16 protein-coding genes are annotated in these 14615 nt (G+C 36.2%); 1 reads left to right on the top strand and 15 read right to left on the bottom strand.

Annotation, left to right across the window (positions count from 1 at the left end; all coding sequences use genetic code 11):
* Positions 1-535: 535 nt before the first annotated feature.
* Positions 536-1294, bottom strand: coding sequence for an SDR family NAD(P)-dependent oxidoreductase (locus AC58NB_RS11145; RefSeq protein ID WP_497426903.1), 759 nt, complete (start codon positions 1292-1294; stop codon positions 536-538).
* Positions 1295-1430: 136 nt separating this feature from the next.
* Here AC58NB_RS11145 and AC58NB_RS11150 point away from each other — a divergent pair, with 136 nt between their 5' ends.
* Positions 1431-1859: an RrF2 family transcriptional regulator gene (locus tag AC58NB_RS11150; protein ID WP_497426904.1), complete on the top strand. Its 429-nt coding sequence runs from the start codon at positions 1431-1433 to the stop codon at positions 1857-1859.
* Positions 1860-2364: 505 nt separating this feature from the next.
* Here AC58NB_RS11150 and AC58NB_RS11155 read toward each other — a convergent pair.
* The 14 genes from AC58NB_RS11155 to paiA form a co-directional block, all read right to left on the bottom strand.
* Positions 2365-3318, bottom strand: a complete 954-nt coding sequence (locus AC58NB_RS11155) for a zinc-binding dehydrogenase (protein ID WP_497426905.1) — start codon at positions 3316-3318, stop codon at positions 2365-2367.
* A gap of 285 nt (positions 3319-3603) precedes the next feature.
* Positions 3604-4161, bottom strand: a complete 558-nt coding sequence (locus tag AC58NB_RS11160) for a DUF2238 domain-containing protein (RefSeq protein WP_497426906.1) — start codon at positions 4159-4161, stop codon at positions 3604-3606.
* A 243-nt stretch (positions 4162-4404) separates the two neighbouring features.
* A complete protein-coding gene (locus tag AC58NB_RS11165; RefSeq protein WP_497426907.1) occupies positions 4405-5391 on the bottom strand; it encodes an ABC transporter substrate-binding protein in 987 nt (328 codons plus the stop codon).
* A 19-nt stretch (positions 5392-5410) separates the two neighbouring features.
* Entirely contained in the window at positions 5411-6076 is a 666-nt protein-coding gene (locus tag AC58NB_RS11170) for an ABC transporter ATP-binding protein (RefSeq protein ID WP_497426908.1), read from the bottom strand.
* 28 nt (positions 6077-6104) lie between these two features.
* Positions 6105-6866, bottom strand: a complete 762-nt coding sequence (locus tag AC58NB_RS11175; RefSeq protein ID WP_497426909.1) for an ABC transporter permease — start codon at positions 6864-6866, stop codon at positions 6105-6107.
* Positions 6859-7482, bottom strand: a complete 624-nt coding sequence (locus AC58NB_RS11180; RefSeq protein ID WP_497426910.1) for a hypothetical protein — start codon at positions 7480-7482, stop codon at positions 6859-6861. Before AC58NB_RS11180 ends, AC58NB_RS11175 begins: the two co-directional genes overlap by 8 nt.
* Positions 7483-7793: 311 nt before the next feature.
* A complete protein-coding gene (locus AC58NB_RS11185; protein ID WP_497426911.1) occupies positions 7794-8075 on the bottom strand; it encodes a hypothetical protein in 282 nt (93 codons plus the stop codon).
* 41 nt (positions 8076-8116) lie between these two features.
* A complete protein-coding gene (locus tag AC58NB_RS11190; protein WP_497426912.1) occupies positions 8117-8878 on the bottom strand; it encodes an SDR family NAD(P)-dependent oxidoreductase in 762 nt (253 codons plus the stop codon).
* 158 nt (positions 8879-9036) lie between these two features.
* Entirely contained in the window at positions 9037-9582 is a 546-nt protein-coding gene (locus tag AC58NB_RS11195) for a GNAT family N-acetyltransferase (RefSeq protein WP_497426913.1), read from the bottom strand.
* A gap of 170 nt (positions 9583-9752) precedes the next feature.
* The gene (locus AC58NB_RS11200; RefSeq protein ID WP_497426914.1) at positions 9753-9899 is read right to left on the bottom strand and encodes a DUF2087 domain-containing protein; all 147 of its coding nucleotides are present in this window, start codon (positions 9897-9899) and stop codon (positions 9753-9755) included.
* Between the two features lie 184 nt (positions 9900-10083).
* Positions 10084-12147, bottom strand: coding sequence for a class I SAM-dependent methyltransferase (locus AC58NB_RS11205; RefSeq protein WP_497426915.1), 2064 nt, complete (start codon positions 12145-12147; stop codon positions 10084-10086).
* A gap of 433 nt (positions 12148-12580) precedes the next feature.
* Positions 12581-13195: an FMN-binding negative transcriptional regulator gene (locus tag AC58NB_RS11210; RefSeq protein WP_497426916.1), complete on the bottom strand. Its 615-nt coding sequence runs from the start codon at positions 13193-13195 to the stop codon at positions 12581-12583.
* Between the two features lie 136 nt (positions 13196-13331).
* Positions 13332-14039 carry a B3/B4 domain-containing protein gene (locus tag AC58NB_RS11215; protein WP_497426917.1) on the bottom strand — a complete coding sequence of 236 codons (708 nt, stop codon included), beginning with the start codon at positions 14037-14039 and terminating at the stop codon, positions 13332-13334.
* 50 nt (positions 14040-14089) lie between these two features.
* Entirely contained in the window at positions 14090-14608 is a 519-nt protein-coding gene (gene paiA / locus AC58NB_RS11220; protein ID WP_497426918.1) for a spermidine/spermine N(1)-acetyltransferase, read from the bottom strand.
* Between the last annotated feature and the right edge of the window lie 7 nt (positions 14609-14615).

Genomic DNA, 14615 nt, shown 5'->3' on the forward strand with positions numbered 1-14615 from the left:
TCATCTATACTATTTTTCTCGTAAAAAGGAGCTGTCCCGAAAGCCAGTTAAGTAATGGCTAATAAGGGGCAGCTCTTTCTATTTAAATGGTATGATAGCAATTACTTTTCTTTTCAGTACGTTCCGGTCACAAAATACCCTATCATCAGGGATATTTTTGATGTGACTAACTATACTACTGAACAACTAACTATTTCCCTTTGTATTTTATTATAAGGGAATTAATATAAATTTCTCTAACAATAATAACGTTCAAATTAATTCCAAAGGGATTAATGAACGAAGATAGATTTTAATAATTATACTCGGGCACACTCTTCCAAAGAATCACATTAAATTAAGTAAGCTCTCCATTAGATTTAAGAAATCCTTCTTCAGACCACATAAGAGATTCAACAGAAAAAAGCGTTAATCCTTATGAATCAACGCTACCTTTGGTTTCATTATATATATTCAACTTATAAGCCTCAATAAGGTAAAATATCTCTTTTTCATCTATCGTTTTTACTCAGTATAATCAGTGAGAGTGCTTCAACTATTTAGAACTCCATCCACCATCAATGATTAATTCCTCACCAGTAACAAATTTGGATTCATCAGATGCTAAATATAGATAACCGTTCGCAATATCAAGGGCTTCCCCTGCAAATGGCGGTAAGGGTATTGTACCTTCAAATGCTTTACCCAATACTTCCCGAGATGTTACCCCATGACGCTCGGCAGCACCGGTTAAGATCGCTCCAGGATAAATAGAATTTACACGGATATTATCTTTTGCAAAGTTAATAGCTGCATGCTTGGATAAAGCACGTACGCCACCTTTTGCCGCAGCATACGCAGCAGCACCATTGTCAGCGCTACCTATAATGGCTGATAAAGATACACAATTGACGATTGATCCACCACCATTTTCCTGCAAGAAAGGAATTACAGATTGCATACCGAGGAAAACAGATGTTAAATTCAAGTTAATTGTACGATTCCAACCTTCTACTGTTTCTTCCAAAAGTGTTCTATGGAACGATACACCGGCATTATTTATTAAAATATCAATTTTGCCGTACGCTTCTTTTGTTTGTACCATAACCTTTTTCCAATCTTCTTCAGAAGTTACATCTAAATGAGCACATAGGATATCACCTTCTATTACTGCTGTTACTTCTTTTAGCTGATCAAACGCAATATCTGTTGCAACAACCTTTGCGCCTTCTTTTATAAATAATTGAACTGCAGCTAATCCCATACCTGAAGCAGCACCCGTAATGATCGCTACTTTATTATCTAAACGTCCCATCAAAATCCCTCCATCCGATTAAATGTGATTATATATCACAATTAAAACGTAACAACCCATTCATGTAAGGTCAACCATTTTATCTTTATTTTCAAACAATTCATTGCTAAAATATTAACAGATTGGACGTGAATGTATGGAAGACCTCTTACAATTAAGCTACTTAGGTAAAACAAACTTTATAGTTGCCATTAAGTCTTTAGCCATACTTGCAGACGAAAAAGATCTTGTAACAAGTAGCTCTTTAACTAACAAACTAGGTGTTGAATCGAGCTTTATTAGGAAGGTATTAGCTAAATTAATACAGGAAAAAATGGTCGAAGGATTCGAAGGACGCTACGGTGGATATAAACTAATTGTTAATCCCGATGAGACAACTCTTTATGATGTGTATGTTGCGATTGTGAAACACGCACATCCAACTAAAATGGATAAAGAAATAGATGAGATGGATCAAATTATTTTAGATATCCTACTAGAAGCGCAACAGAAAATAAAAGATGTCTTGAGCAAATATTCTATTACTAATCTTGTAAAAGGTTCTTTAAAAAGCAATCTGTTTTGATTCAACCATATTGTACGACAAACAGCCTCTCTACCATTAAAGTAAGACGGGTATCAAGAACGAACATTAAATTTATTGTTCAGATCTAAACTCCATTATTTGTTAAAAATATTATACTCAATGCCAAACTGGTGCTATATAATAATTATGAATAAGCCTCTGTAGCTCTAGAAGGGAAGAGCGCCGTAAAACATTGTATTGAACGGGTCGCAAGGCAAGGGTTTCAGAAGCACCGAAAAGCAAATCAGCTGAGACAGGTGGAATTCCTGTCGGTGAAATTCCGTAGGGAAGCGTGTTCTCCCCTAGCCTATGCTTACGAAAGGAGTGCGGGTTCGAATCCCGTCAGAGGCATCAACCTTTTTCTGACCAGTTTGACCAACCATATTAATAAGAATGAGGGCATTAATCTAAGTGAACTGCCCCGAGATTGGTGTCTAACTTTCTTGGGTCAGATCAAAGATGGATTAATGCCCTTTCCTATACTTGTTACTAAGATACCTTATATTTATTCAAATACAGCTACTAAGCGGCCTTTCACTTCATGTTTTTTGAGTTTTTCTAAGCCTTTGTCAATTTCTTCAAATGGGATTGTGGTGAGGTTTGGACTCATCTTCCCAGTAGCAAAGCAATCATATACACCTTTTAAGTCTTCAACTGTTCCCCCAGTACTTCCTAAAAGCTTAATTTCTTTTGTAATCATTAAATAAGTATTGATATTAGACTCTAATTTGCCCATACCAACAATCACAACTGTTCCTTGTGGTCTCACAGCCTCCAGGGCATCTGAAGTTGTTTGTCCGAAACCAGCAAAATCAACTATGACATCGCATTCAGCTTCTTTCATATCAAGAACAGTATCGTATACTTTTTTACAACCAAGTTCTTCGGCAAGTTTTCGAGCTTCTGGAGAAACATCTGTAGCATATACTTCGCACCCTTTAATTAATGCCATTTGCAGTGCAAATTGACCAAGACCGCCTACTCCGATAATCCCTAACTTTGTACCTTCTTTCGCTTGTCCAATACTGAAAAGAGCGCGATAAGATGTGATTCCTGCATCCGTTGACGCGGCACCCTCTACAAAGGACACGCCATCAGGAATGACGACGCACTGATCAGCAGGAACACGTACTTTTTCTGCATAGCCGCCATCATAGGTATACCCGGCAGTTATTTTCGTTTCTCTATTCATTGGATTAGCTCCAACGCGGTCTCCAACTTTAATATTTTCAACACCCTCACCCACTTCAATAACAACCCCTGCAAACTCGTGCCCCATAATGACAGGACCATTCGGGAAGAGTGGCATCCAACCTGGGTCTTGTAATGCAGCTACGTCTGAATGACATAACCCAGCAGCTTTTACATCAATAACAACATGACCTGGAATCGCTTTTGGATCTTCTTTTTCTATTAATTCCAGTGGAATATTAGTACCTGAAAATAGCCAGCCTTTCATAATACCGCCTCCTAATTGTTTTCTTCTTGATATTTGAGAATATTTTGATTTATTTATATTTTAACAATAAAAAGATAACAATCAAATTATACGCATATAGTATATTGGACGTATTAATTGTTACCCTATCCTTCTATGTATATGGAATTTCACTAAAGAAAACAGCCTCATATTTAAACGAAGAATCAGAACAAAATAACCTTTTCAGCGTAAAAATCGAATGAGAAAAAATCAGGTAAATTACATAAAAAAGCCGGCCACACTAAAACGGCCGACTTGTTCTCATTATTGTCTAATAAAGTAAACGATGGCGCTAATGATTCCGCCAATTAATCCATCCATCATATCGAACATCGTATCCTTGAGATCTCGCCCTTGAGCGGTAAAATGAAACAATTGATCACCGGTAAACTCGAGCAGCTCCCATGCACCAGCTGAGCAAAGCGCAAAAACAACCATCAGGCCAGTCAGAAATACTTTCGGTAAATTCCGCATGAGCTCTTCACCAATTATTTGCCTGGTTAGCACCAATGCCGCATATCCGAGCCAAATGCCAGAGGTAACATGGAGGAAATCATCAAAATGCTTAATCCCATACCCTCCACTGAATGTACCAATTCCAACTGAAATAAAAATAAATAAATACGTCATGATCATAAGTGGCCCATCAAGCGGTTGCTTTGCCTTCCATTGCCAGCCCCCAATAACAAGTAAGGTCACACAAGTCAAAATGCCCATGAACCCCTTCGTACCGTCGTCTTCTAAAAACATAATCATCGTTCCAACTAACATTAACAGAGTAACTATCCAAAAAATAGCCGTCACCATTTTCATCCTATTCATCACCATATCTCCTCTCGGTGCCAAAATTTAATCTGTTTTAATAAAATATGCTGTATGTATAGGTGCGTCCTTACTTTAGTATAAAATAAAAAAAGATGCGTGAACGGTGACTTTTGAAGGGAAAATATACCTTGCACAAGGTAGTTAAACAACTATCGTTTTCAGTGTTGAAGCTAATTCCTCTTAGAAAGTACAAATAAAAAAGCATGTTTCTTAAGTAGTAAAGAAACATGCTTCTTTCAATTATTCTACGTCCAATAGTAATGACTGGATATCTACATCGTTTTCAATCATATTATTCTCTTTCATGAATTCCACTGTTTTTTCCATACTTTCTATATCAGAAGGTGAAATTTCCATATTAAAGTCATACATTTCATACATCTCTTTTACGCCATCAAGAGGCAGATCGGTTTCTTTTGCTGCAATCTCCATAACTTCCTCATAATTTTCATCCATGTATTGCAATGTTTCTTTCTGTACCTGTAAAAATTTCTTTACTAAGCCAGGATTCTTCGAATAGAATTCTTCACTAGTAGCCACTACGATTGTTCCATCAACCAGTCCATCACCATTTGTAACAACCTGATACCCATCTTGAATCATATTATAGGCAGTCGGACCAGCCAGTAACGCAAAGTCTACTTCTTCTGCCACTAACGCCGCTTGTGCAGATGGAATATCCATTTGTACAAATTCGATATCCTTTTCTGTTAGGCCTTCAGTTGCTAAATAATTGATAAGCAATTCATGTAAAACTGTTCCTTTTGGACCCGCTACTTTTTTCCCTACTAAATCGGTAGGTGATTTAATACCTTTAAGGTTTGTAAATAACATAAAAGCCTCAGGAGAACGACTATACATGCTCAAAATTTTGATATCCGCCCCATTCGATGCAGATAATATGACAGATGTAGCACCTACTGCATTCAGGAATTGGATATCTCCCGAAGCTAATGCTTGAGTTTGTTCTGGACCGGTCGTTAGATTAGAATATCCGAATTCGATTCCTTCTTCTGCAAAAGACTCAGCTAACAATCCTTTTTCTTTTTCGACAATCGACGGTACATTTAAAGGAGATTGCACATAAGTTGCCTGCACCTTATCAACTGTATACGTATTCTCTTCATTGTTTTTGGAGCTTTCCTTATCGGAATCGTTATCCTTTCCACAGGCCACAATAACTGAAACGCTCAGTAAAGCAAGTAAAGATAATAACCATTTCTTCATTATTTTGATGTCCTCACTCTCACGCTAATTTTTCTATGATGTCTTTCTTTATTTCGATTAAAGATGGCGATAAAACATCTCTTGGATATTCATAAGGCTCCAGGTTAAACTGAGCATGAATTTTCCCATCATTAACTACAAATATATTTTGCCCTATTGCTATAGCTTCTTCGATACTATGGGTAACAAAGATAATACTTTTCTTTTTTAGTTGATAAATTCTTATTAATTCTTTCTGCATTGTTTCACGTGTGAAATAATCAAGTGCAGCAAATGGTTCGTCCATTAAAATGATGGATGGGTCATAGGCTAATGCTCTTGCTAATGCAACTCTTTGTTGCATACCACCGGATAATTGATGTGGATAAGCTTTTTCAAACTTTTTTAATCCAATCAAGTTCATTAACTCTTCTATTTCCTCATCGTTAATCTTTTGTTTTTCTAATCCAAATGTAATATTCTTGGATACAGATAACCATGGCATCAAACGTGGTTCTTGAAAAACAAAGCTAATTTTTTCATTACTATCTATCGAGACTTCGCCTTGATCGCATTGTTCAAGATTGGCTAAGATGCGTAGAAGTGTCGTCTTCCCACATCCGCTTTTCCCCAGAATGACACTGATGCTATTCTGCGGAAAATCAACGTTAACATTTTGCAATACATCATGCCTTTTCCCATCCACTATGAAACTTTTATAAAGTTGATTTATTTTAATCCCAGCTATTTTTTATCCCTCCTCTACGAGTGAATTTCTTGCTTATGAACGAGAAAACTTTATCGCAGATGACTCCAAGGAGACCAATCACGAGAATTCCCACAATCACTTTATCAGAGCGGGACATCGTCTGCGCATCCAATATGAAGTATCCTAAACCGCTTGAAGCGGCAATCATTTCTGCACCAATAATAGCTCTCCAGCTATATCCCAGGCCAACCTTCATCCCTAATAGAATATCTGGGACAGCAGATGGGAGTATGATCTTCAAAAAACGTTGCCCCGAATTTAATCCTAAAACCTCTCCGACCTCCAGAAGCTTATGATCACATGAACTAAATCCCTTTTTTATATTTAAAAACATTGGAAAAAACGATGCTAAAATGATTATGATCGTTTTTGATTCTTCTCCGATCCCAACCCATAAAATCAACAAGGGAATCAGGCTCAGAGGAGGCACATTTCTAATGAACTCCACAATATGATTGTAATAAGGAGAAAGAGATGGCTTTAAACCAGCAATGGTGCCTAGGATAAAGGCGAATACAAAAGCAATTGAAAAACCAACTAGTACTCTATTCAAACTTGCAAAGATATGAATAAACAGTTCTCCGGTTTGTACCATTGATACAAAGGTATCCCATACTTGCATTGGACTAGGCAAAATATAGGCGCTCCATACCTCGAAATAGCTGCATAAATACCATACGATTAAAATAACAGCAATCGGTATCAATCTTTTTATTATATTATTCATTTGTTATTCGAACTCCATCTCCGTTATGGCAACCACCTTGGCAATACAACATTTCGATTAATTGCTTATCTTCCTTAGATGTATCCTGGAAAAAGCGATCGATATCATCCTTAGATGCAAGACTGACCACATTAGGGATATTATCAAAAAACCCTGGTGGTATCGGACTGTTTTCAGTTGGTTGACTATTTAATCTGACATGATGTTCTCTGCAAAATTGAGTCCATGTTTGAAATATCGTATTTTTAAATGCTAATTTGTTCCCTAGATTTCTTAAATCTGTACAAGGAGTAATGATATATAGTTCTGCATCATCGTCTTTATATCTATTAGCCAGTTCTTCAGCACAATGAATTAAGATCGGCTGGATAGAAGAGTACTCCAAACTAGCATGATCATAATGAGTTCTTACATAGGATATAGCTTTAGGACATCTGTTATCACAAAGAAGATTCTTACAACCTTCGTATCTCTCTTTATATTTATCTTTCACTATTTGTAAGTGATTTTCATCACAAGTAACAATTTGAAACCCTAAACTTTCTAAAGTAGAATGTAATTCTTCCTGATCGTACATCTTTAAAACGACAGGATTTAGCCAAATATATTTTTTCACTTTTCACTTCCTTCTCCTTTCTTACTAGAAAGTGATAAAGATTATAGTAATAAAAGTTATTCCTGAATAATATTATCATAAATGATAATGATTATCAAAATGGTTCAACTGATATTTACATCAACAGTTAAACACTGAACACTCTATTAAGCCTTTACATTATTCTTCAAAACTATCTTACTTAAAAATCTTATTAGCACTTATCAAGACCTAAACTAAAATAGCGATAAATGGGAAAGGACATACCAAATATAATTTGGTATGTCCTTCGTTATTTGAATTTCATAAAAGCAATCGGTCGTTAAAAAGGATTAAAACTGCAATTCTCCTATTAAAATCCCCGTAAAAATAATGGCGATACAAAAGGCTACTACCAAAAGTAAAATTTCTTTAGCTAAAGAAATAGGTTTTAGACGTTTTTTTAACTTATCATAAAAAGTAAAATTAAAGATTAGGATAGGAATTCCAATAATGATTGCTATTAGATCCGTGTAAGTAAACGGCTTACTAAGATAACTATCTACATAAAAATTAGATAGTAAAATTACAACAATTAGTATACACTCTATCCCCAAGTGTTTGACAAGATTCATATTTTGCACTCCATACCTGAATTTACCAACACAATAGGTTCTTAGCGCCCGAAAGTATGCCCACCATTTAAAAATACAGTCTGTCCTGTCATGAATCTTCCTTCTTCACTAGCTAAGAACACAACCCCTGGAGCTATATCCATTTCCGGGTCACCAAGACGGCCTAACGGAACTGGCTCCATTGTTTTTTTATATCCTTCTGGATCATGTTCCATCCATAGTTTTGCTGCAGGTGTCAGTGCACCTGGAGAAACGACATTGACCGTTATGCCAAATTTACCGAATTCACGTGCAGCTACACGTGTTAAGCCACGAATGGCTTCTTTTGCTGAACCATAAGCCGCGAATTTTTCCATTCCATCAATACCAGTATCTGAGCACACATTGATAATACGGCCGTAACCTGACTCTTTCATATGCGGGACACATTGTTGCATAAAGAAAAGTGAAGCAACTGTACCTGTTTTCCAGGCCAGTTCCATTGATTCATATGTTGTTTCAAGGATAGAAGCCGTTGGTTTTGAGGCCTGTGCATTATTAATTAAAATATTTACAGTACCTAGTGTTTCAACCGTTTTATTGACAACGTTTTTTACTTGCTCTTCATTCGAAACATCACATTGAACAAATAAAGCTTCCGCACCCATTTCTTTTAGTTCTTCAACAGCTTTTCTCCCTGTTTCAGCATTGAACTCAGCAATGGTAATTTTCGCCCCTTCTTCAGCAAGCGCTTTCGCAAATGACAGTCCCAGCCCTTGGCCTGCTCCTGTAACAATAGCTACTTTTCCGGCTAATCTCCCCATAGTATAATCCCCTTTGCATAGTTTGTATTTAGTTGATGCTTACCCATTGATTATATATGACAATCAAAAAATTTATAGGAATCAGTCTATACTAATAGTGATATCAATACCTGTATTTGGATGCATGAAAATGATCTCCTGCGTTAGTGGGTTTTAACCTACTTCCATTCACTAGCTAATAGACCATATATTACGTGGTCTACAAAATGGTCATATAACCACTCTGCCTGTCTTATATATCCTTCTTCCTTAAAACCAAATCTTTCTGGAAGTGCTCTACTCTTTTTATTTTCAACGGCAACTCTGACTTCAATTCGATTCAGCTTAAGATCACTAAATCCGTAATCCATTAATGCTTTAAAAGCTTTCGACATTATGCCCTTTCCCTGGAAGTCTTCTCCTAACCAATAACCTACAATGCCAATTTTATTAGCTCGATAAATTTCATTGAACCCGATTGTACCAGCAATTTTCTCATTATATATAATCGCAAAAGATTGAGGATATCCGCCGTTATCTATTAGTTCTTTCCATCTAGATTGAATATTTTTTTCAGTATCTTCTACGCTTTTAGTATAGTCGAGCCAACCGAGCCACTCTTTTAAATAGGATTTAGAATTCATTGTTAAATTATAGAACTCAGCTGCATCATCTTTAGTAAACATTCTCAACGAAACTTCATCATCCACTTTATGTACAAGCATCTACCAAATCCCCTTTCAACTTTCCTATTCTTATATCTGTAAAAGACTATTGATTTTTAAAGTTTCCCATTAATCACTATAGAGCATACAATTCTTTACCACTAAAGTGCATATTTAGTTCTCTAACTTTTTCTATTAACAATAAGAAAGGCTAGAAATCTATTATCTTTCTACTTCATTTTTATCCAATATTCGGCGCAGTCCTTACTACGTCCCATAAAGCCATACTCAATTAGTGATCTTCTAATTATCGCAAAGTCATTGTATATGGTTTTTAGGATCTCATTAATTTCTTTTTCGGAGTATATCCTTACCAATCTCTCTTACTTCTATAAATGATTTCGACATCCATATACAAATTCCTTTTTCATTAATTTGTTCCTTTACAAACATACGAAGTACAAATAGAAAAGGGTAGTAATCCTTATAGATCAACACCCTTTTGTTAAGAACATATTTCAAATTTCATTGTAAGATATCAGCTTTAAACAAGGATTGTCTCTAAATTTTTTTCTGAATCACAATTAAGCAAGTTGAATCAGGTAACGGCACGGGACGATATGCTTCATCTAAAAGCTCTATCTTCGAATCTAAGGCATGCGTGTACCCTTCCTGCAAATAATGCTGGTTAACCAATATCTCTGCTTCCTCTCCTAAGGTCTTCTTAATTAAAGCTTCATACTCAGAAGGGGTCAAATAGCCAAACTGTTCCTGAACTTCATGCGGGTAAGCTTCTTCTCCCCACGTGTAGGTATAGAGAAATTCCATGCAATCATTGATACGCATTTTAACTTCATTCTGTCCAGCCACTTCATAAGAAATGGTTCGTCCCCCAAAGTCCTTGATATACCGATCAAGAATTTTCAAGTCGTCAGAATCTCGGAAACGGATGATTCGTGATTCCTCTTTTGGTTCAGTCATAATGCCGTCACGGATAATGATTCTCCCGCCTTTTCGTATCATTCGAAAAGCACTTTGAAGGGCTTTTTGGATGGTTTCCAAGTTAAATTTGATTCCGTCTGTCTCAATATAGGAATAGAGTTCATGTAGTATGGAACAAAAAATGATGGTATCTACGGGTTGATCCAAATCCCGTTCAAGATCCAACGCATTGCCGAACCGAACTGTCCAAGGTAATTTTTCCTTTTGAATTCGTCTTTCCAGGGACTCTATGACATTTTTACTGAAATCAATGCCGAATGCATTCGCCTCGGGATATCTTTTAACAATTTCATCCAACAACGCTCCGCCGCCCGGTCCTATATCTGCAATGTCCGTTCCCGTGATATAGTCCACTATAACTCTTTTGAAATCAATGGTTTGATTCATCGTCTCCAAATACTCATCTTCGTTGTGAAAGCGGTCAAACTGATCTCTTCTCAACTCAAAAAAGTCGTACAAAAGGAGAATCGCTTTTTCAAACATGGTTCCATATTTCTCTGATTCAACGCAAAATTCAATCAGTTTTTGACTTGGCGGGCTAAAAGAAAAACGAAAGAATAATGTATCTCCCTTTTGATCCACCTGAACCGATACATGTGGGTTATCCTTAATTTTCCCCGCCAACAAATCGTCAAAAGTGCATTCAGCTAAATATTTTTCAAAGATTCTTTTCTTATATAAATTCACCTTTTTCTTCCCTTTATAATCATAGTACATCTCTCTCATAAGTTTGGAGAAATTAATATGATTCACCTGTTCCAAGGAACTTTTTAGGCTGATTAAGAGAAAAATCTTTGCAAACTCCTCTAGTGTGAAATCCTTCAATGCGGCTTCCACATACCATAAATCCCGAGAATCAAGCAGGTTTTCTATCACTTTTTGAAGGCGAGTATCACTGAAAATTCGCCGGAATTCGATATCAAAATTCTCTCCGTTTCGAATAGATTGCTGACGGAGTTTACGAAGCCGTTCTTTCCATGTATCCTCTTGTGCGAAATGGTCATTCACGATAGATGTCACGGCTTGTCGAACCTCTTTTTCAATCGTTTCCCAAAGAGACGGACTGACCGCCGCAATGATACACTTATTTAAAAGCATGAGCAACTGGATAGATTGATTGTTTTTTCCACAGCTCCATCGTTTCAAAATGGGATAGAGGGATTGGCTTTTCGACAAGAGAGATTCTCCTCGTATATATTGTCCTACCAGCCCATGAGTGGAAATGAGTGTAGCAACCAATTCGGTATGCTCCGCTGGTTTAGTCGATTCTCTTAGATAAATCTGTGCGGAACCGATATTGTGTACATATATATTAACTCCATCTGTTATCCACCTTTTTCGTACCGAAGGGGATCCACACTTAGCGACTTCTGCCCAAACCAGTGTTTCTTCTATTACATTAGCTATTTCTTCAGAAATGTGTGGTTCATTTTCTAGGATTTCGAGTGTCTTTTTGGTATAGTCCCATACTGGATTTTTCGGAATCGATTCAAGCGTTACCACATTCTCCATGTTGACTGGATGCTCTTTCGTTAACAGTAAGTATCTGGCCCATGGATTTGCTTTCAGCCAACCTCGCTCCTTGTGTTCGATTTTATTCATGATTTCCAAGCTTTTTACCATAAACCAACTCCCCCCTAGTTGTAATGATATCTCCTATTTTTCAAGGACATTTAGATTTCCTCTAAATGATAAGCTCCCTCTTCACTACTAATAGAAATTCAACATAAAAGACCTTAATCCTTCTCGGACCAAGACCTATTATTGTCCAGCTAATTTAAAACAGGATATATTAAACAAGCAACGAACATTATATAAACTGATTACAATTGGAAGCCAAGGTGGAGTTGATAAAATGCCGTACGTATAGGGGTAAGCTGTTTTAGTTATATTTATAGCCCTTAAAAATAATTGAAAGGAAAAGTGAACTAATTATTAGATATACTTTTCTAACTGTATAGTTTGTGCCTAATATCCTCTTCAATTGCTAAGCTGCTTTGAATCCCTAAATATTGTCCAAAAGCTAAATATCACACTAGAATAAACCAATTACTGGTCATTCATTGGTTAAATTTTTCCTCATCAAATCAGCTACTTGCCTATCATTTTGATCATGACTGCTTTCTAGATGTTTAATGATGAACTCTTGTCTTTCTATGGACTGATTCTGACTTAACTTTGCTTGTGCTTCTATATTTGTGATAGTCAATTTAAAAGCTACTAGTTCTTTCGTCATTTCTTCTATACTAACAGGATCTACATCTTGTAAATTATATGGGCTATCTGACTTCTCATATTTATTTACCAAGTCGTTTAAATGATAAAGTACTCTATTCTTTTCATTAATAAGCTCTATTTTTCCATATACATGAATAGATACATAATCCCATGTAGGTACTGCTTTAGTCGTTTCATAATAAGAAGGAGAAATATAACAGTGAGGTCCTTGGAAAACAACTAAGATTTTTTGATCTATCCAGTCTTGCCACTGTTTGTTTGCACGTGCTATATGACCGTATAAGGCATGTTCATCTTTATTCAATGATAGCGGCAAATGGGTAGCATAAGGTTCACCATTATGTTGTGAATATAATGTCGCGAAGCTATATTTTTCAATATAATCATAAATGGTTTCTTTATCATCTATTTTAAAATACTCAGGTATGTACATATGATTAAATCCCACCTTCTTATAGTTATGCAAAACGGACTTACAACTTACACGGCAGATAAACAATTTGTAACTTAACTATTTATAGTCTCGGATATACATAGATTAATATGGATAGTGATTAATATAAAATAACTTAAAAATCGAAAGATGAATCTTTTGCAGTCAATAGCACACTGGTGCTTTCAGTGTTGAAGTATGAATCAATTAGATGCTTCAATTCATCCATGGCTTGATTAGCCCGTTCTTTTTGTTCTTTGTTGATTGATTCAATGAAAAGGACGGCGTCAGTCGTATCAGCGGTTAGCATTGTTCTTTGAGCTTCTCTCCAATTTAGACATCGGCAAATAGCACCATCCTGATCGTAATAAATGATTTCCTCTGGTAAAGCCGGTGAATCATGATCGGCACCCAGTGGCAGGAAGGATTCTCCTCCTTTTGCTTTTCCAAGATGTAAATCACCTTTAATCAAATTGATATCCTCGCCTCCACAGGGAACTGCATATTTTAGAGAAACACTGTTATACATATCTACCAAAGGATTAATTGGAGAAAATTCTCTACCCTGATTGACTCTCTTTAGCAAGGCTTCGATGGAAGAGCGAGTCCCCTTTTTCGTTTTAAATTTACCAAATGCTTTACGCCACTCATCAATCACGGGATTTTGGCTAAATGGATCTTCTGTTAAAAACTTAGCAGCTTCCTTAGACGCTCTATTAAGAAGTTCTGAGAAATAGTTTTGATCATTATCCGAATCCTGATTATTAATATTTCTGACAATTAACATGTTAATTTGAGCCTCCGGAAAGACATCCCAAAATTCTGTATCAACTATAAATTTCATTCCAAATCACTCCATAACATAGATTCTAATCATATAAGGTCTTTCAATAATTAAATCAATGACTTGCTCATAATATAGTCCACTTGTTCTTCGTCCCCCATATAAAAAGAGTGAGCTCCAATTTGTACAAAGCCCCATTTTTTATAAAATTCAATAGCATTCTCATTCTTTTCCCAAACTCCAAGCCATATAAGCTTCTTCTTTTTTTCGATAGCTATCTCCATTGCTTTATCCATCAGAAAGTTGCCGAGCCCATTCCTTTTAAATGTTGATTTTATATAAATCCGCTCAATTTCGAGTGTCTCATCAGCTATTTCCTCAGTTTGAGCTTGATCAATATTTACCTTTAAATAACCCGTAAGTTTTTCATTGAAATAGATAAAATAGAATTCAGAGAACCGATTGGACAATTCCTTTTCCAACTGTTCACGATTAAACGCTCTTTCTAGGTAGGCCTTTAAATTTTCAGGTGAATTCTGATCTTTAAATGTTTCAGTGAATGTTTGAATACTGATTTCTTGGAGTTTCTGTAAATCTTCAAGGCTGCACTTTTTTATATTCACATTCATTTTTTGA

It is taken from the genome of Pradoshia sp. TA40_28 (assembly GCF_059694525.1).

What these genes read in the sequence shown, in the direction of transcription:
- AC58NB_RS11145 (WP_497426903.1), bottom strand. Translation starts at nt 1,294, where the DNA reads ATGGGACGTTTAGATAATAAAGTAGCGATCATTACGGGTGCTGCTTCA.
- AC58NB_RS11150 (WP_497426904.1), top strand. Translation starts at nt 1,431, where the DNA reads ATGGAAGACCTCTTACAATTAAGCTACTTAGGTAAAACAAACTTTATA.
- AC58NB_RS11155 (WP_497426905.1), bottom strand. Translation starts at nt 3,318, where the DNA reads ATGAAAGGCTGGCTATTTTCAGGTACTAATATTCCACTGGAATTAATA.
- AC58NB_RS11160 (WP_497426906.1), bottom strand. Translation starts at nt 4,161, where the DNA reads ATGAATAGGATGAAAATGGTGACGGCTATTTTTTGGATAGTTACTCTG.
- AC58NB_RS11165 (WP_497426907.1), bottom strand. Translation starts at nt 5,391, where the DNA reads ATGAAGAAATGGTTATTATCTTTACTTGCTTTACTGAGCGTTTCAGTT.
- AC58NB_RS11175 (WP_497426909.1), bottom strand. Translation starts at nt 6,866, where the DNA reads ATGAATAATATAATAAAAAGATTGATACCGATTGCTGTTATTTTAATC.
- AC58NB_RS11185 (WP_497426911.1), bottom strand. Translation starts at nt 8,075, where the DNA reads ATGAATCTTGTCAAACACTTGGGGATAGAGTGTATACTAATTGTTGTA.
- AC58NB_RS11190 (WP_497426912.1), bottom strand. Translation starts at nt 8,878, where the DNA reads ATGGGGAGATTAGCCGGAAAAGTAGCTATTGTTACAGGAGCAGGCCAA.
- AC58NB_RS11195 (WP_497426913.1), bottom strand. Translation starts at nt 9,582, where the DNA reads ATGCTTGTACATAAAGTGGATGATGAAGTTTCGTTGAGAATGTTTACT.
- AC58NB_RS11205 (WP_497426915.1), bottom strand. Translation starts at nt 12,147, where the DNA reads ATGGTAAAAAGCTTGGAAATCATGAATAAAATCGAACACAAGGAGCGA.
- AC58NB_RS11210 (WP_497426916.1), bottom strand. Translation starts at nt 13,195, where the DNA reads ATGTACATACCTGAGTATTTTAAAATAGATGATAAAGAAACCATTTAT.
- AC58NB_RS11215 (WP_497426917.1), bottom strand. Translation starts at nt 14,039, where the DNA reads ATGAAATTTATAGTTGATACAGAATTTTGGGATGTCTTTCCGGAGGCT.
- paiA (WP_497426918.1), bottom strand. Translation starts at nt 14,608, where the DNA reads ATGAATGTGAATATAAAAAAGTGCAGCCTTGAAGATTTACAGAAACTC.